Source organism: Pseudomonas sp. XS1P51 (assembly GCF_054897845.1).
The window spans coordinates 2484408-2501871 of sequence record NZ_CM142707.1; the positions used below are offsets into that span (position 1 = coordinate 2484408).

Below are 17464 nucleotides of genomic sequence, written 5' to 3' on the forward strand. Positions count from 1 at the left end.
ACTTCGCCACTCCCTGATTGCCTCAATGATTTCGCGGGCTCAAATCCGCTGTCTATCAGGTATGAGCAGCGGACTTCGCGGAAATTCATTTTTGATACAAGCAAGTGTCGAAATCAGGTGTCCGGGTCAGTACGACGTGTCGGTTTTTTTCATGGCGTCCTTGGACATCGCGTCTTTTTTCATGGCGTCCTTGCTCATGGTGTCCTTCTTCATGGAGTCCTTGGACATGGTGTCCTTTTTCATCGTGTCTTTCGTCATGGCGTCTTTGGACATCGAATCCTTGCTCATGCTGTTGTTGGTTGTAGCATCGGCAGCAAAAACGCTGGCGGCGCCCAGTGCGATGCACAGGGACAGTACGGCGGTGGTCAACTTTTTCATGATGAAACTCCTTCAAGCACAGGTTGCGAATGAACGCAGCAGAAGCTGCGTGGTGAAAGTGTCGAGCGCCGTCAGCTGCCACCGAACCAGTTGTAGCCCTGGTCTTCCCAGTAGCCGCCGCTGTAGGTGTTACTGACGAAAATCGCCTGAATGTGTTTGGGATTCTTGTAGCCCAGCTTGGTGGGCATGCGCAGCTTCATCGGGAAGCCGTATTCGCGAGGCAGGACCGCGCCGTCATAGGTCAGCGCCAGCAAGGTTTGTGAATGCAGCGCGGTGGCCATGTCGATGCTGGTGTAGTAGTCGTCGGCGCATTTGAAGCCGACATATCTGGCCTCCGTGTCGGCACCGACCCGTTTCAGGAAATCGCTGAACCGCACACCGCCCCAGCGCCCGATCGCGCTCCAGCCTTCGACGCAAATGTGCCGGGTGATCTGCTCGGTCTGCGCCATCGCTCGCAGTTCTTCGAGCCGCCAGCTGCGCTTGTCTGCGACCAGCCCGGTCACCTCCAGTCGATAACTGTCTTCCTCAACCGTCGGTGCCTCGTCAATGCCGTAAAAGGCATTGAACGGAAACGGCCGGGTGATCATCGACTCGGGATAGGTCGGCGCCAGTGCGTTGGGGTTGAACAACCAGCCCTGCACCCGATCGTTGAACCGCGACATGGAAGATAACGCCGTCTCGACGCTTTCGTTGTCGGAGAGGTTGCAACCGGACAACATGGCCACGCCACCGAGGGTCAGGCCGCGCATCAGGAACGAGCGCCGTGAGCGCTCCTCAATCTGCGGTGCAATGACTTTTCTGGCGTCTGCCAGGATGGACGACTCGTCCAGCCTCGAACCTTCGATGCGCTTTTTCATACCGGCTCCTTACGACCGACAATCATGGCCCACAGCGTTTTTGGAACCAGTGCGACCATCACCAGATGAATCGCGACGAAGGCCACCAACAGCGACATCGCGATGAAGTGCACGTGCCGCGCGCCTTCGTAACCGCCCAGCAATTCACGCAACAGCGGGAACTGCACGGACTTCCATAACACCAGCCCGGAGACCACCAGCAGCGTGATGTCGACCATCACGAACAGGTACGCCACTCGTTGCACCTGGTTGTAATGACTCAGGTCGGCATGCCCCAGCCGCCCCCGCAACGCAGCCCACAGGTCATGCAGGACACCGTTGGGAGAGACGGGGAAAAAGCGCCGTTTCAGGCGACCGCTGAACAGATTGATGGCCAGGTAGACGAGGCCGTTGGCGGCCAGAAACCACATCGCCGCGAAATGCCATTGCAATGCGCCACCCAGCCAGCCGCCCAAGGTGATCGATGCGGGAAAACTGAAGTCGTACAGGGGCGAGGCGTTATAGATTCGCCAACCGCTGGTGACCATGACCAGCACCGCCAGGGCGTTCAGCCAATGGGTCAGCCGCAGCCATCGAGGATGGCTGGCCTTGGGTGAAGCAGATCGCTGCGACATGATGGGCTCCCGGCGGTTGTTGTTGTTTGTTGGAGCCGAGTATGGGAGCCGACAGATCGCCAAATCCTCACGTAAAGTTAAATTAAACGTGATAACTCTCGACGCCTGGCAGCGGTCCTCGCGCGCTAAATGTGGTTAAAATGCCGCCCCCTCAAAATGCCGACCCCGCCCGATGAACTCAGACGCGCTCACCACCCTCCACGATCATCTGCTGACCGCCCTGGCCGCGGCCCCCGCGGAAACCCGTCGGTTGTTCCACGGTCGCGGTCGATGCTGGCCGGGGCTGGAGCAGTTGACGGTCGACTGGCTGCAGGGCGTGGTGCTGGTGGCGCTGTTCAAAGAACCTGAAGCGACACAGCTGGATGCGTTGAAACAGTTGCTGACGGAAATCACTCAGTCGCCCGAATGGAAGCAATCCGGCGCACATACATTGGCGCTGCAACATCGCTACCTGCTGCAAAGCACCACTGAATGGCTGCGCGGGGAAGCGCTTGAGGAAATGATCATTACCGAGGGTGGCCTGCGCTACCGCGTGGACCTGGGCCGCAAACAGAACACCGGCCTGTTCCTCGACATGCGCTATGGCCGCGATTGGGTGCGAGCCAATGCCCAAGGCAAACGGGTGCTGAACCTGTTCGCCTACACCTGCGGATTCTCGGTGGCGGCCATCGAAGGCGGCGCCGAACACGTGGTCAACCTGGACATGTCCAGCCCGGCCCTGAACCGTGGTCGTGACAATCACCGCCTGAACGGACACGACCTGAGCAAGGTGAGTTTTCTCGGCCACGACCTGTTCAAATCCTGGGGCAAGGTGATCGGCAAAGGCCCGTATGACCTGGTGATCATTGACCCGCCGTCCTTTCAGAAAGGCAGCTTTCTGCTGACCAAGGACTACCAGCGCGTGCTGCGCCGACTGCCGGAACTGCTGAGCCCGAAAGGAACGGTGCTGGCCTGCATGAACGACCCGGCCTTCGGTGCGGATTTCCTGATCGACGGCGTTACTCGCGAGGCGCCGAGCCTGCGGTTTGAGCAACGGCTGGAGAATCCACCGGAGTTTCCGGATGCGGATGTCGAGTGCGGGTTGAAGGCGTTGGTGTTTACGCTGGGCTAGCTGAAGATCAAAAGATCGCAGGCTTCGCCAGCGCCTACATTGACTGCGTTTAAACCCGATACTGTAGGAGCTGGCGAAGCCTGCGATCTTTTGATGTTGATCTCACGAACAGGTCAAGCAGGATTGAGCTGTCTGGATGCCGCAAAGAGCTTGCGACCCAAGTCTCGTGCGGCATCCAGATGAACCTGCGGGTCGAGGGTTTCCGATTCGAGCATCAGCTCGGACGTCAGCACCTGCGCACCGCAGTAATCGAAAATCCCATAGTCGATCTGCGTTTTCATGGCCTCGGCATAACCGTGCCGGGCAAAGGTGCCTGCATCGGCACCGCCCACACCGATCAGGTGAACCCGCAGATGGCCAAGCTTCTTCTCAAACTTCACCTTGCCCGTGAAATCGAATGCCCAGCCGTTGGAGAACACCCGATCGATCCAGCCCTTGAGCAGCGCCGGCATCGACCACCAGTAGACCGGATAGACCAGCACCAGGTGATCGGCGCGGTCAATTCGCGCTTGCTCGGCAACGACATCACCCGGCGGTGGCGCTTCCCGGTGATGCACGGCCAGGTCCGCGGCACCGAACCTCGGATCGAAGCCTTCGGCCGAGATGTCGGCGTACTCCACGGTGTTGTCGGGATCGTCCATCACCAGACCTTCAGCGATCTGGGCAGCCAGGCTATGAGTGAGTGAGCGAGGATCGTGATGAGCCACAACGATGAGCGTATGCATGCTGGAAACGCCTGATTGAGCCTACAAGGCGGACCTTATATACTCTTGGTAAGTTACGATCAGTAAGTTACTTTTGGTACATAGCCATGTCAAGCACCGAAAAACCCGAGCAAGATCCCACCCTGCAGCTGCGACGACGCCTGTCCCGTGAGGACCGCCAACGCCAGTTGCTGGACGTCGCCTGGCAGCTCGTTCGGGAAGAAGGCACGGACGCGCTGACACTGGGGCGGCTCGCCGAGCAGGCCGGGATCACCAAACCGGTGGTTTACGATCACTTCACGGCGCGACCCGGGCTGTTGGCAGCGCTTTATCAGGATTACGACGTCCGGCAGACGGCGCTGATGGATGCCGCGCTTCAGCGCTGCGAAGCGACGCTGGCCAGCACCGCCAGGGTGATCGCCTCGTCGTACGTCGACTGCGTGTTGCTTCAGGGCAACGAGATCTCCGGGGTGATTGCCGCATTGGCCAGCTCACCGGAACTGGAGAAGATCAAGCACGAGTACGAAGCGATTTTCCTGAACAAATGCCGGACCGCCCTCGCCCCTTTTGTTGGCACGGGTGAGATCAGGCCAGCCGGATTGCACGCGATGCTCGGTGCGGCCGAAGCGCTGTCCCACGCTGCGGCGAATGGAGAAATCAGCGCCGCGCAGGCACAGGACGAACTGTTCGAAACCATTGTGGGGATGGTTGAGAGAAGTGCGCGAGACCGCCGTTAGATGGAGTCGACTAGCGGTACTTGAGTGTGAAACTCCATCTTTCTACGATGGTTCTACGCAGCCGCTTGTTTGCTCTACTCAAGCCGTTGCGTAAGTGGTGAGTGAACTGAACCCCAACAAGCTCACCACTTGTTTCATGCGCATCTTGAGCCTCAAGGGCTCTACTTCCTCCCCATCAAAGAGCGTTGAGGCTCTTTTTTTATCTGCACGTTTTCCAGACACGAAAAAAGCCCGGCACCTGGCCGGGCCCATGTAGGAGCGAGCTTGCTCGCGATGAACTCCAAAGCGCCGCGTTTACCCAGTAAACACGCGTCTTCGTTAACGACCATCGCGAGCAAGCTCGCTCCTACATTGATGGGGTCGGGCCAGGTGCTTTTTTTACGTTTGATCGACACTGATCGATCGCCATGCTGCCTCTGCAAGCAGGTCCCTGTACGCCTTCGGGCTGCCCTTCACCCGGCCCGATAACCACGTCCGGCAATAGCTATCGGCCTGGCCGATGATCAGTGACGGTATCAACTCTGCCGGAAAACCTTTCAACTCATCGCCTCGCGCAGAAGCCGTCAGCCATTCCAGCAATTGCTTGTTGCGTGCCTTGTTGCGGGTCGCCAGTTCGTCCTTGAAAGGCCCTTTGGTGACGGCAAATCGCGCGTGATACTGGAATCGCGCCCATTCGGGCTGGCTGTCGACCCAATCCACATAACTGTGCACCAGCGCGTACACACCCTCTTGCGTCGTTCCCGCCTCGCTCAGGTAGCTGTCGCGCAGCCTGGCCTGATCATCCAGGGCAGTGAAAAATAACGCCGCCACCAAACCTTCCTTGTTCCCGAAGTGGTGATAGATCGCACCCACGCTGGTCTCGCATTCGGCGCGGATCATCTCGATGGTCGTGGCCTCGATCCCCTGTTCGTTGAACAGCTTGAGGGCCTTTCTAAAAATGTCGCGCTTGAGTTCGGCGCGTCTTCCGGGGTAGCAGCGCTCGAGTAAATCTGACGTTTGCATGTTGAACACAGACCCAAAAAATCAACGGTAAAAGGCAGATGACTGCCATGGGACAAGAGGCGCTAGGTTGACAGATTTCCCACCAACAGAATACTGTTCCGTCACAGAACATTATTCCGTTACGGAACATCATTCTGTTTTTACCAGCCAATCAGCGAGGCTTCAAAATGAGTCAGGTTCTCAGCATGTTCACCAGCGCCGGCCCGCAAGCGTTCAGCAAAATGGCCTGCCAGATGGCGCCCTACTTCAGCACCATCAATCCGCTGGTCACGGCGTTGCGAAAAGGCTTCGCGACGGTGCTGGTGCCGTTCGCCAAGGACATCACCAACCACCTGGGCACGGTTCATGCGATTGCGCTGTGCAATGCCGCCGAACTGGCCGCCGGGATGATGACCGACGTCTCGATTCCCGAAGGCGCGCGCTGGATTCCAAAAGGCATGACGGTCGAGTACCTGGCGAAGGCAAAAACCGATGTGACGGCAGTGGCCGATGGGAGCGCCGTCGACTGGACCACTGAAGGCGACAAAATCGTGCCGGTGGACATTCACGACGTAGAGGGCAAGAAGGTGTTCACGGCGCGGATCACCATGAACGTGAAGCTCACTTAAACGCTGACCGATTTGCCTGAGTAGACGCAGAACAATGTGGGAGCGAGCCTGCTCGCGATGGCGGCGGAACAGTCGATATTGATATTGAATGATCCATCGCTATCGCGAGCAGGCTCGCTCCCACAGTTGACCGGGTTGCCTGGGCGAATGCGGTCAGACCAACCGCAACCGTGGGCCGCTGGTTGGCACGGCGCCTTCGCCCAATCGCTCGCGAACAAACTCATTGGCCTTGCGTGTCATCTGGTCCAGATGCCGGTCACGCTGTTTTTCCGCATCGAGCATCGCTCGCTTGCCGTGTTTTTGCAGCAGGTACGTGTGAATCTGCCGCACCTCCAGCGAGCTGTAGATCGATGCCACGTCCAGCAGCGCCATCAACCCGTCGGAGCCGTGATCGCGGGTGTTCATCAGCACCTGAGTCCCGCGCGCACCGACTACCTGAAAGCCCATCGACTCAAAATACGCAACCTTGGCAACGGCGCAGGTCAGCTCGGCATGGGGGTAGCGGCCTACCATCTCCCGCAGCATTCGCCGGGCGACGCCCTGACGCCGATGGCTGGCATCCACCGCCATGTACGCCACGCCGCACGCCTCGGAATCGTCCTTGACCGGCAGGTACAGCAAGAAGCCGATGACCTTTTCCGGATCGTCCACGTCCGTCGCGACGATCAACTCCACCGCAATCCCCTTCGCCCCGTTCAGCGCCTCCAGATAGAGATGAACCTCATAACCGATCGCGTACTGGTACACGTTGTACAACAGGTTGCTCGGCGGGATGGCGACCATGCTGATGTCGGTCAGGTTATCGACGACCAACTGCAGGATCTGGCTATTGATGTGCTCGGGGCACGGGGTTTTGAAATGGGTGATCTGGGGCATTGTGGTTCTGACTCTGGAGCGAACGTGAAGAGTGTGTTCGCGGGCGTGCCTATCATAACGTGCCGGCGTGACCGAAGGTGGTGTGTCAGTCGACAGCAATGCTGGATGTGCCGGCCTCTTCGCGAGCAGGCTCGCTCCCACACTGGATTTTCTGTGAGCACATTATTTGTGCACACCAGCGATCAAATGTGGGAGCGAGCCTGCTCGCGATGGGGCTAGAAGCAACGCCGATAAACCGTTGCCTTCGCTGCAACGCCCCGATCGGCCCGAAGTTACCAGTCGTAACTCATTTCAACCGACGCCACACGCTCCTGACCGTAGTAGCAACCGAACGAGTAGTTGCAGTCCGACACGTACTCGCGGTCGAAGATGTTCTGCACGTTCAGGCGGGTCTGCAAACCACGCAGGCTGGGGTCCAGTTTGCCCAGGTCGTAGCTGATGGTGGTGTCGTAAACGACGTAGGACGGGACGTCGAACGAGTTGGCCGAATCACCCGGCTTGCGACCGGTGTAGCGGGCACCCGCGCCAAAGGTCAGGCCATTGAGTGTGGCCTGAGTGAAGTGGTAGTCCGTCCACAACGACGCGGAAACCGGCGCCTGTGCTTCGCTGCGGTTGCCCTGATCACCATAGGTGCTCTTGGTGTAGAACGAGTCGATGTAGGTCGCCGCGGCCAGGACGTCGACGTTGTCGATGCTGGATTTGACTTCCAGTTCGACGCCGCGAGAACGCACTTCGCCGTCCTGGGCCTGGTACTGCGGATACTCGTTGTCGCCGGTCAGCACGTTCTTCTGTTTGACCTGGAAGACCGAAGCGGTGATCAGCGTCTTGTCGAACGGCTGGTACTTCACGCCCACTTCGTATTGCTCGCCCTCGGTCGGTTCGAAGGCCTTGCCACCGCGCTCGGGGGCGGAAGTGCCCAGGGTCGGCAGGAACGATTCGGAGTAGCTGATGTACGGCGCCAGACCGAATTCGGTGACGTAGGTCAGGCCTACGCGGCCGGTGAACTTGTTGTCCCGTTGCGAAGCGATGGTGCCGGCCAGAATGTCCTTGTTATCGATTTCGGCCCAGTCCTGACGGCCGCCGATGGTGAGGATCCACTGCTCCAGTTTGATCTGGTCCTGCAGGTACACACCCGTCTGGCGCAGGGTGTTGTCCCACTGGGTGTCCAGCACCGGGATCACGCGGCTGTTGTCGAAGTTATTCTTGCCGTAGAGGTCGACCGGCGTCACGTTATAAGCGTTGAGGCCGTCGTACTTGCGGCTGAAGTGGCGATAGTCCACGCCCGCCAGGGTGGTGTGCTCCAGGGCGCCGGTGTTGAATTTGTATTCCAGGTTGTTATCGATGGTGTAGGCGATGTTGTGCTGGCGCCAGTCCACTTTGGTGCGGCTGGCCCGAGTGAAATCGGTTTCGCCCGCCGCATCGGTAGCGAAGGCGCGAAGGTAGAAGCCTTTGTATCGGTCGCGCACGTCGGTGTAACGCGCGGTGGAGCGGTACTTCAGGTCTTCGGTGAAGTTGTGGGTGAAGTCGTAGCCGAAGATGTACTGGTTACGTTTGTAGTCGTTGTAATGCGAATCACCGGAGAAAAAAATCGCGGTTGATCCTCTCGCCGGTCGGGCCGCGATCGAGCGAACCGATCCTTGGCAGCGATTGATAATCTTCCAGGCCGTCATCGCGCTGAACTTGCGCCAGCAGGGTCAGGGAGGTGTCGTCGTTGGGCGTCCAGGTCAGGCTTGGCGCCAACAACATGCGTTCACTGTGGGTGTGCGCGACTTGTTGGTTGCCTTTATTCGCGACGCCGATGAGGCGATAGGTGAATTCTTTTTGATCGTCGATCGGACCACTGGTGTCGATGGCGCCGTTGACCCGGTTGTAACTGCCCGCGCCCAGTTTGACCTGGCTGCGCTGCTCCGTGGTCGGGCGTTTGGAGACCATGTTGATCAGGCCGCCCGGCTGGTTCTGCCCATAGAGAACCGACGACGGGCCTTTGAGCACTTCGATACGCTCCAAGGTGTACAGGTCGATTTGCGGAGCACCGCCCAGGCTGCCGGCATAAGGGATGTAGGCACCGTCCAGGTACAGCGGGGTCGGTGCGAAGCCACGGCTGGTGATTTCGTCGGCAATCGAGTTGCGGTCGGTGAAACCGCCGGTGTTCAGCCCGGGCGTGTAGCGCAGGGCCTGGGTCAGGTTGCGGGCGCCCTGGGTTTCGACCTGATGCGCCGTCACCACGTTGATGGCCTGGGGAATTTCCAGGATAGGCGTGTCGGTCTTGGTGCCGGTGGCGCTGCGGGTGGCGACGTAACCGTCCACCGGTCCGTAGGCCGATTCAATGGCAACCCCCGAAATACTGGTCGCGCCCAGTTGCAGCGCCGAGCCCTCCACCACTGGCAACAGCGAATAGCTGCCGTTGTCATGACGCACCGCCTGCAATTTGCTGCCGGCGAGCAACTGGCGCAAACCGGCATCCACCGAATACCGGCCGCGCAACCCTGCCGTTTTCTGGCCTCCGGTGTAGGCCGGATCGAAGGAAACGGTCACACCGGCGATGGAGGCGAATTGCGTCAGTGCCGAACCCAAGGAGCCGGCCGGAATATCGAATTGAGCTTCGACATCCGTCTGCGCCCAGGCCTGCTCCACCGCTCGACGCCGGAACATGTCGATCATCAAGCTGCGGGCCACCGTACTCAGGTAGGCGCGCGGCTCGCGCAGTTCGGGTACCTTGCGCTGGGTCAGCACCCGAATGAAGGTGTCCTGGGCCAGGTCCGCGGCGTTGTCGATACAACCGAGCCGTTTGCGCAGCCAACCACAGAGCCATGAGTGATGGTCCTCGTAAAGCGTATGCACGGCGCGTTGCAGCGAGAGATCGACGGAGGACATGGAGAAGGCCCAATGCAAAGATTATTTGATAATGAATCTCATTTTCTTCCAAGGCACTCCGTTTTGGCAAGACCGACCTCCTGCGCCGGGTACGATTGCCTGAATGTATCGGTGCGGCGACCCCGTGAATGACCGCGCAAGTCACTTCATGCAGTCGCCTGACCTCATCTGACGCTTACCACTGATACGTCGCACTCGCCTGAACCGTGCGCTGTGCGCCATACCAGCACCACGAGTAGGAATAGCAGGACGCTACATACTCTTTGTTGGCGAGGTTGCTGGCATTCACCGCCAGGCGCAGGTTGTCCTTGAGACTGTTGATGTGCGGGATGTCGTAGTGCAGCGCGGCATCCAGCAGCGTGTAGCCCGGCACTTTCAGGGTGTTGGCGGTATCGCCCCAGGAAGAGCCGACATAACGCGCACCGCCGCCGACACCGAAACCTTTGGCGACGCCGTCATGGAAGGTGTAGTCGGCCCAGACGGACGCCGTGTGGCGCGGCACGCCGTAGGTGGTGGTGCCTTTGGCGGGCACGGCCGGGCCTACGGCAATGTCGGTGAGGGGTGCGTAGCTGACGGTGCTGTTGGACTTGCTGATGCGGTTATCCAGATAGGCGTACGCGGCGGTGATGTCCAGGTTGTCGTTGAGGTTGGCCTTGCCTTCGAGTTCGAAGCCACGGGAGCGCACTTCGCCGGTCTGCTCCTGGCAACGCCCGGTGCCGCAAATGTGGGTCGGGTCCGGATCAAGCGTCGGCACGTTGCTTTGGCGCAGGTCGAAGATCGACGCGGTGATGAAGCTGTTGCTGCCCGGTGGCTGGTACTTGATCCCCACCTCGTATTGCTGGCCTTCGGTGGGTTGGAACACCGAGCCACCGAAGCCGGTGCCCGATTGCGGTTCGAACGATTCCGAGTAGCTGACATACGGCGACAAGCCGTTATCGAACAGATAGACCAGGCCCACGCGGCCGGTGAACGCTTCGCTGTCGAGTGAGGTTTTGGTCTTGAGGTTGTTGCGCAAATTCAACGTGCTGTTGTTGTTGGTCGCCCAGTCGTAGCAGCCGCCCATCAGCAACACCCACTTGTCCCACTTGATCTGGTCTTGCAGGTACAGACCTTTCTGTTGGTTACGTTGTGTGGCGTCGCTGGTGAACGCCGGCGTGGCGACCGGGACACCGTAGACCGGATCGAAGATATCCAGCGTCGGGCCCGTGCCGAAACCGGACTTGGTATCGGTGCTGGTGTTCTGATAATCGCCACCAAACAGCACGGTGTGTTGCACCGGCCCGGTGTCGAATTTTGCCTGGACCTGGTTATCCAGAGTGTAGGAATCCAGGTTGACGTCGGTGGCAATGGTGGAACGGTTGGAGGTGCGGTAATCGGCGCGCAGGTTGCTGTTGTAGAGACTGCGATAGTCGCCTTCGCTGCGTAGGTAGCGAGCGTTCTGGCGCACGGTCCAGACGTCGTTGAGGTGGTGTTCGAACAGATAACCGAGGGAGAAATATTCCCGGTCGATCTTCTCGAAATCTTTGTCGCCATCATAAAAATCGACGTCGATGTCGCGCCCGATCGGGCTGTCCAATACCGACCCCCACGCCGGCGTCGAGCCGTACGAAGCGCCTTTTGGATCTTTCTGGAAATGCCCGAGCAAGGTCAGGGAGGTGTCGTCGCTCGGACGCCAGGTGAAGGCGGATGAAATCGACTGGCGCTGGGTTTCGGTGTGTTCGAGTTGACCATCGGCTTCGTCGTACAGACCGGCCAGGCGATAGGAGTAGACACCTTGATCGTCCAGCGGGCCGCTCAAATCGAAGGTCGTGCGTTTCTTGTTGAAGGTGCCGTACTCGACGCCAATTTCATGGAACGGCGTGTCCAGCGGTCGCTTGCTGACCATGTTCACCACACCGCTGGGGCTGGCCTGGCCGTAAAGCACGGACGACGGCCCGCGCAGGATGTCCACGCGCTCCAGGTCAAACGCGTCTTTTTGCGGCGAGGCGTCGCGGCTGCCGGGCATGCGCAGGCCGTCCAGGTACACCGCCGGGGAGAAGCCACGGATGGTCATCTGATCCAGGCGGGAGGCAGTAGAGCCGCGGGTTTCAGGAATCACCGCGGCGGTATAACGCAGGATCTGGTTGAGGCTTTCCGCGCCTTGGGCTCGCATTTGATCCTTGGTGACCACGGAAATCGATTGCGGCGTTTCGTTCAGCGGCGTATCGGTCTTGGTCGCCGACAGCGCACGCGTCGCGACATAACCTGCCACCGGGCCGGTCGGGCTCTCGGTCTGATAGGCGCCGTTGATGTTGGTGGCCTGCAACTCCAAAGAACCTTCGCCCGCCGCCGGAGCCGGCTCGATGCGATAGCGCGTGGCCGACAGCGCGATGGCGCTCAGGCCGCTGCCCTGCAGCAATTGCGCGAGGGCATCGCCCGTGCTGAATTGCCCGTTCAGGCCGTTGCTGCGTTTGCCGCGAGTCAGCGCCGGATCGAATGCCAACACCAGGCCCGCCTGCTCGGCCAGGCTGTTCAGCGCCTGGCTCAAATCCCCGGCGGGTATCGAAAAACTGCGTACTGCGCTGGTTTGTGCACCAGTGACCGGCAATTCGGCAGCCAGCAGCGGCGCCGCGACAAAAGCCATCGCCACTGAAAGCGCCAGTGGAGGCAACGGACGAGCAAAGCGTGACATGGGAAATCCTGTGAAATGGAAGGCGTTACTAACCATGACGGCCATGTCGGAAAAACAGACAATGAATGCGAGCGATTTGCATTAATTTTTTTGAGGTAAAGGATCGCGTCATCGTTCATCGCGAGCAGGCTCGCTCCCACAATGGAATGCGCCTCTTGTGGGAGCGAGCCTGCTCGCGATTGCAACACCTCGGTCTACCGCCTGGCGATGCTCGGCAGCGGCTACAGGGGTCAGAGGGGTTTGATCACCACCAACAGATCAGTGAAGTGCTCGACGTTGATCGGCAGGTTGTCCGCCAATGTCGCGAGCGCGGCGTCGGTGTCGTCCAGGCGGAAGACGCCGGAGACGCGCAGCCCTTGCAGCGCCTGTTCGTCGAAACGCACCAGGCCGTGGCGGTAGCTGGCGAGGGCCTGAAGCACTTCGCTCAGTGGCCGGTCATCGACCTTGAGCAGGCCACGGGTCCAGGCATCCGGGGCGGTGTTGCCGATGGACTGCGGTGCTTGCACCCGCCCATCCCTGAGCGTGGTTTTCTCACCGGCCGCGACCCTCACCACCTCGCCGCCGTTGGGTTTGGCCGCAACGACGGACTCAAGCACGCTGACCACCGTCGAACCATCGTCGGCGCGCTTCACCAGATACCGCGTGCCCAGCGCCGTCGCGGTGCCTTGATCGGTGCGCACCACGAACGGACGCTTGGTATCCTTGGCCACGTCCACCCACAACTCCCCGGCCAGCAACTCGATGACGCGTTGCTGCCCATCGAACTTCACGTCCACGGCCGAGTGGCTGTTGAGTTGAATACGGCTGCCGTCCGAGAGTGCCACCTCGCGCCGCTCGCCCACGCCGGTGCGCTGATCGGCGAGCCACACCGGCAGGTTGTCCAGACCGATCCAGCCACAGAACAACACACCCAGCAGCGCAATGGCCTGGGCGCCACGACCCGAGACTGACGGGCGCGGTCGGGTAAATGCCTGCTTGAGGGCAACGCGCGCGGGGGCGGCGGGCAACTCATCGAGGCTGGTCCACAGTGAACGCATGCGCTCCACCGCGACAGCGTGTCGCGGATCGGCTTCGCACCAGGCATCGAATGCCGCGTGGTCGACTTCAGTGGACAGATCGTCGTGCAACAGCGTCAGCCAATACGCCGCCTCGGTGATCATCCGCTCGGAAGGTTGATCGGTAATCGTCACGACAGTTCATCCGCGCCATACAAGGTTTTGTAGCAGTGCACGAGCGCACTCGCGACGTAGTTCTTGACCGTGCTGGCAGACACCTTCAGCTCGATCGCGATTTCGCTGTAAGTGAGGCCATCGAGCCGGCTGAGCAGGAAGGCCTCGCGGGATTTGGCCGGCAACCCGGCGAGCATCACGGCAATTTTTTCCAGCGCTTCGAGCGCCACATGAATCGCTTCGGGATTCGGCATCCCGGCATCACTGGCCTGTATGGCCAGGGCTTCGAGGTACGCGTGCTCGATGCGCCGATGCCGCGCGCTATCGATCAACAAGCGCCCTGCCATCGTCGCCAGAAAGGCCCTGGGCTCCTTGATGGTGTGCGGCTCGGTGAGGGTGAGCACACGAATGAACGCGTCATGGGCCAGATCGGCCGCCCGTTGCGAACAGCCGAGTTTTTTCCGTAGCCAGCCGTGCAACCAGGAATGGTGCTCGCCGTAGAGCTCGGTGAAAGTCTGCTGACGACGGGCCAGATCGTCATCGGCGACGGAAAATTCGCGCATACGAAAAAATTTCTCAAATAAGAAAGATTAACATTAGCGCGAACGATGACAGCAAAACCATGGCAGAGCAAGCGACGAAAAGCCGCGACGGATCAGAAACGTATGGGACGCCGCTCAACGCCTACTGCTCCGGCGCAACCATGCGGAACCTGATGTTGATATCGTCGGAAACCACCGTGTCCGCCCACTCGCCCGCACCGATTTTGAAGTCGCTGCGCTTGAGCGTTAACCGGCCATCGAAGATCCCGATGGCGTTCTCGGACTTCAGCAGGACCGGCACATCCACCACGCGAGTGATACTTCTGAGGGTGAGTTTGCCGGTGATCAAGTAGCGGTTGTTACCCAAGGCTTTCACGCCGGTCGATTCAAACGTCCCCATGGGCCAGGTGGCCGTGTCGAACCAGGCAGGCTTTTTCAGCTCTTCGTTGGCGTCAGAGCTGCCGGCATCGATGCTGTCGAGGTCGATGGTGAGCGCGGCGTGGCCCGCTGAAGGGTTCGCCGTGTCGAAATCAAGCGTGGCCTCGAACTTGCCGAACGTACCGTAGACCCGCGAGCTGAACTGCTTATACGTGAAGGAGATGGTGCTGGCCGTCGCATTCACCTGGGTGTATTCGACCGCCTCGGCGCCGGACAAGGCGCCGACTGTGAGCGCGACAACCCATGCAGCGGAACGCGGCAATCGAGGCTTCATGGGATGCTCCCGTCATGAGTTTCAGCGCCGCGCACACAGGCCAGCCACAGGAGGACTAAAGCAAAGAACCGCCGTTTATTCCACTGGGCCTGCTGACTTCCGACCACCTGTCGGTCAGCGCCGTTGCGCGCCTGATGCACCTGCAACGCGGGTGTTTAATGGGTGTTCCATTCACCGCATCAGGAGACTGGTCATGAAAATCGTCGTTATAGGAGGAACGGGGCTGATCGGCAGCCAAGTCTGCAAAAACCTGCAAGCGCTGGGGCACGAGACCCTGGCGGCGGCCCCCAGTACAGGCATCAACGTCATCACGGGCGACGGGTTGGCGGACGCCTTGAAAGGCGCGAACGTCGTTGTGGATGTGGCGAACTCACCCTCATTCGAAGACGCCGCCGCGCTGCACTTTTTCGAAACCGCCGGGAAAAACCTGTTCGCTGCGGAGAAAATCGCTGGCGTCAAACACCATGTCGCCCTGTCCGTCGTCGGCACCGAACGGATGCTCGACAGCGGTTACTTCCGGGCCAAAATGGCCCAGGAAAAACTCATCAAGGCCTCGGGCGTTCCCTACACCATCCTGCGCGCCACGCAGTTCTTCGAGTTCATCAGCGCCATTGCTTTCTCGGGTCGCGAGGACGGCAACACCGTCCACCTGACCTCCGCCGCGCTGCAACCGATTGCCTCGCTCGATGTGGCGGCGGCGCTGACAGACATTGCATTGAAAGCGGCGGACAACCAGACCGTGGAAGTGGCCGGACCGGAGCGCAAGCCACTCGTCGAGTTCGTCGCCCAGTACCTGCAACACGAAAAGGATCCGCGCCAGGCCGTTTCGGACGACACGGTTCCGTACTTCGGTGCGCCGATCAATGACCGGTCGCTGACGCCAGGGGCGAACCCGATCGTGGGAGCGACAAGGTTTGATGACTGGCTCAAGACCAGCAAGGTGCCCTCCTGAGTCGAAGCGGGATTAGTCCGGGCTCGATGATGCCTCAAGGCACAGTCGATCCGTCATTTCCCGCAGCGCCTCGACCGAGGGTTTGTGGTGTAACCGCGCGCCCTGCAAGAAGGCCCCCCAGGCCGCCAGCAGGTCCTGTTCGACGACAACTTCCGTCGGCAGCCTTGCTGGCGGCCGTTCAGAGAACATCACGCCCATCTGGTAGTAACCCTCGGCCTGACCGTGCAAGGCTGCCTTGCGGTAGTAGCGCAGCGCAGCCTTTTCGTTGATTCGGGTTCCCAGACCGTGGTGGTGCATGTAGCCAAGGTTCAACAGCGCCAGCACTGAGCCGTAGCGGGCGGCAAGAACGAACACTGTCCGCGAAGGATAATACGCACCTGCGCTGAACAACTTTTCCGGTCGTGGCAACTGCCCTGCCCATAACTCGAATCTTGACCCGCACATAACCACCGCTCCCTGTTTTCATTCGACAGGCGAAGCGTAAAACGGGCTCGCGACATTTCCTGTCGCAACGGCTCAGGCGGGATCAGCCGCGTAGACAGAAAGGGCTTCGAATAATGTTGCGCGCATGTACTGGCGCAGGTCGGCAGGCGCCACCACTTCAACCTCGTCCGCATTGCTCAGCAGCCACAGACGCAGGCCCTGACCATCATGGATGCGGCACTTCAACAAATAGCGGTCAGCGCCGTCGGTCGCAATAACCTGGTCGGCCGCGAGAGGGTTTTCGGTCAGGCGTTTTTGAAGATTGAATTTGAGTCGAAGCTCAAGCTCGATCGGCTCAAGGGTGTAGAGCGAAACCAGATCTTTCATGACAGCGATTGAGTTGATGTCATAGTCGACGGGAAGCTCGACATGCCCTGCCACACCCTCCTCCACCCGCGTGACACGATGCATCTGCAACACGGACATCGTTTTCGGCCCAGCGCTTTCATACTTGTAGCGCGGTTGGCCAGGTGCAGGTGCCTTCCCGTCCTGCCACCACTCTTCCTGCACATAACACGATAGGTAAATGTTGGAGTCCTGAAACGAAAGCCCCTGCGGGTGCAGCAGGTAGCAGACGACAAGATTGTCGCGCTCCGGGATGCGGTACCACACTTTGATTGCATATCCGCGGAGCAAGGCGTCCTGGATATTTTCCAGCAAGTGCTGACCGATCGGCGCAGGGCTCAGCGTAATGAAGCGGGTAGCACTCGTCAGCCTTTTGGAAGACCAGTTCTTTTTCGGGCTTGCTTCGCGCAGTACTCGTTCTGCGTAGTCCTTTATCTCGGACAGTCCCTCCACCTGCGCGCTCATGCCAAAACGCGCGCCATGCTCCAACACAAGTACCATGTCCATCGCCTGATTGGCTTTCAGGTAAACCTCTTCGATCATTCCTTTTTTGAACCAGTGATTACCATTGCCACGTTTTACAAACCCGGCGACGTTTGCATCGCGCAAACTGTTCAGATCCCGTTGGGTGGTGCGCAGCGATCGCTGGCGCCCGAGCCTTTCAACCACCTGCAGGTGAAACTCCTCGGCACCGACCGGATCGTGTTTTCCGGGCAGACAATCGAGTATCTGCAGCAACCGGGTTGTAAGCCGTTTCATATAAAAAAGAGCCTTGCGACAAGAAGTGTCGCGAGATTAGCGATGATGGGCTCATTCAACAATGAGCCTC

The 17464-nt window shown here is 59.7% G+C and carries 16 protein-coding genes and 1 pseudogene; 4 read left to right on the forward strand and 13 right to left on the reverse strand.

Annotated elements, in window-relative coordinates; all coding sequences use genetic code 11:
- Positions 1 to 126: 126 nt before the first annotated feature.
- From ACYZUD_RS11455 to ACYZUD_RS11465, 3 genes are all read right to left on the reverse strand, one after another.
- Positions 127 to 378, reverse strand: coding sequence for a pentapeptide MXKDX repeat protein (locus tag ACYZUD_RS11455; protein ID WP_462024102.1), 252 nt, complete (start codon positions 376 to 378; stop codon positions 127 to 129).
- A 71-nt stretch (positions 379 to 449) separates the two neighbouring features.
- Positions 450 to 1235, reverse strand: a complete 786-nt coding sequence (locus tag ACYZUD_RS11460) for a molybdopterin-dependent oxidoreductase (protein ID WP_462024103.1) — start codon at positions 1233 to 1235, stop codon at positions 450 to 452.
- Positions 1232 to 1849 (reverse strand): cytochrome b/b6 domain-containing protein, encoded by a 618-nt coding sequence (locus ACYZUD_RS11465; protein WP_462024104.1) that lies wholly within the window; start codon positions 1847 to 1849, stop codon positions 1232 to 1234. The genes ACYZUD_RS11460 and ACYZUD_RS11465 overlap by 4 nt, the downstream gene beginning before the upstream one ends.
- Positions 1850 to 2021: 172 nt before the next feature.
- Between ACYZUD_RS11465 and ACYZUD_RS11470 the strand changes: the two genes are divergently transcribed.
- Positions 2022 to 2960, forward strand: a complete 939-nt coding sequence (locus ACYZUD_RS11470; protein WP_462024105.1) for a class I SAM-dependent methyltransferase — start codon at positions 2022 to 2024, stop codon at positions 2958 to 2960.
- A gap of 113 nt (positions 2961 to 3073) precedes the next feature.
- On the opposite strand, the gene ACYZUD_RS11475 is transcribed toward ACYZUD_RS11470, so the two are convergent.
- Entirely contained in the window at positions 3074 to 3685 is a 612-nt protein-coding gene (locus tag ACYZUD_RS11475) for an NAD(P)H-dependent oxidoreductase (RefSeq protein ID WP_462024106.1), read from the reverse strand.
- Positions 3686 to 3771: 86 nt separating this feature from the next.
- On the opposite strand from ACYZUD_RS11475, the gene ACYZUD_RS11480 reads away from it, so the two are divergent.
- The gene (locus ACYZUD_RS11480; protein ID WP_462024107.1) at positions 3772 to 4401 is read left to right on the forward strand and encodes a TetR/AcrR family transcriptional regulator; all 630 of its coding nucleotides are present in this window, start codon (positions 3772 to 3774) and stop codon (positions 4399 to 4401) included.
- Positions 4402 to 4779: 378 nt separating this feature from the next.
- On the opposite strand, the gene ACYZUD_RS11485 is transcribed toward ACYZUD_RS11480, so the two are convergent.
- Positions 4780 to 5403 (reverse strand): TetR/AcrR family transcriptional regulator, encoded by a 624-nt coding sequence (locus ACYZUD_RS11485; RefSeq protein ID WP_462025026.1) that lies wholly within the window; start codon positions 5401 to 5403, stop codon positions 4780 to 4782.
- A gap of 167 nt (positions 5404 to 5570) precedes the next feature.
- Here ACYZUD_RS11485 and ACYZUD_RS11490 point away from each other — a divergent pair, with 167 nt between their 5' ends.
- Positions 5571 to 6011 (forward strand): hotdog fold domain-containing protein, encoded by a 441-nt coding sequence (locus ACYZUD_RS11490; RefSeq protein WP_462024108.1) that lies wholly within the window; start codon positions 5571 to 5573, stop codon positions 6009 to 6011.
- 153 nt (positions 6012 to 6164) lie between these two features.
- Here the strand turns inward: ACYZUD_RS11490 and ACYZUD_RS11495 are convergent, their stop codons facing one another.
- The 6 genes and pseudogenes from ACYZUD_RS11495 to ACYZUD_RS11520 all read right to left on the reverse strand — a co-directional run bounded on the left by ACYZUD_RS11495 (position 6165) and on the right by ACYZUD_RS11520 (position 14855).
- On the reverse strand, positions 6165 to 6887 hold the full coding sequence (locus ACYZUD_RS11495; RefSeq protein WP_462024109.1) for a GNAT family N-acetyltransferase: 723 nt from the start codon (positions 6885 to 6887) through the stop codon (positions 6165 to 6167).
- 272 nt (positions 6888 to 7159) lie between these two features.
- A pseudogene (locus ACYZUD_RS11500) lies at positions 7160 to 9761 on the reverse strand (TonB-dependent siderophore receptor).
- Positions 9762 to 9936: 175 nt separating this feature from the next.
- Positions 9937 to 12432 (reverse strand): TonB-dependent siderophore receptor, encoded by a 2496-nt coding sequence (locus ACYZUD_RS11505; protein WP_462024110.1) that lies wholly within the window; start codon positions 12430 to 12432, stop codon positions 9937 to 9939.
- A 230-nt stretch (positions 12433 to 12662) separates the two neighbouring features.
- Positions 12663 to 13592, reverse strand: coding sequence for a FecR family protein (locus ACYZUD_RS11510; protein ID WP_462025027.1), 930 nt, complete (start codon positions 13590 to 13592; stop codon positions 12663 to 12665).
- Positions 13593 to 13618: 26 nt separating this feature from the next.
- Positions 13619 to 14164, reverse strand: coding sequence for a sigma-70 family RNA polymerase sigma factor (locus ACYZUD_RS11515; protein ID WP_462024111.1), 546 nt, complete (start codon positions 14162 to 14164; stop codon positions 13619 to 13621).
- A gap of 121 nt (positions 14165 to 14285) precedes the next feature.
- A complete protein-coding gene (locus ACYZUD_RS11520; RefSeq protein ID WP_462024112.1) occupies positions 14286 to 14855 on the reverse strand; it encodes a YceI family protein in 570 nt (189 codons plus the stop codon).
- Between the two features lie 193 nt (positions 14856 to 15048).
- On the opposite strand from ACYZUD_RS11520, the gene ACYZUD_RS11525 reads away from it, so the two are divergent.
- On the forward strand, positions 15049 to 15807 hold the full coding sequence (locus tag ACYZUD_RS11525; protein ID WP_462024113.1) for an SDR family oxidoreductase: 759 nt from the start codon (positions 15049 to 15051) through the stop codon (positions 15805 to 15807).
- A gap of 12 nt (positions 15808 to 15819) precedes the next feature.
- On the opposite strand, the gene ACYZUD_RS11530 is transcribed toward ACYZUD_RS11525, so the two are convergent.
- Together ACYZUD_RS11530 and ACYZUD_RS11535 are read right to left on the reverse strand one after the other, a co-directional pair.
- Positions 15820 to 16251, reverse strand: a complete 432-nt coding sequence (locus tag ACYZUD_RS11530; protein WP_462024114.1) for a tetratricopeptide repeat protein — start codon at positions 16249 to 16251, stop codon at positions 15820 to 15822.
- A gap of 72 nt (positions 16252 to 16323) precedes the next feature.
- Entirely contained in the window at positions 16324 to 17394 is a 1071-nt protein-coding gene (locus tag ACYZUD_RS11535; RefSeq protein WP_462024115.1) for a helix-turn-helix transcriptional regulator, read from the reverse strand.
- Positions 17395 to 17464 lie beyond the last annotated feature (70 nt).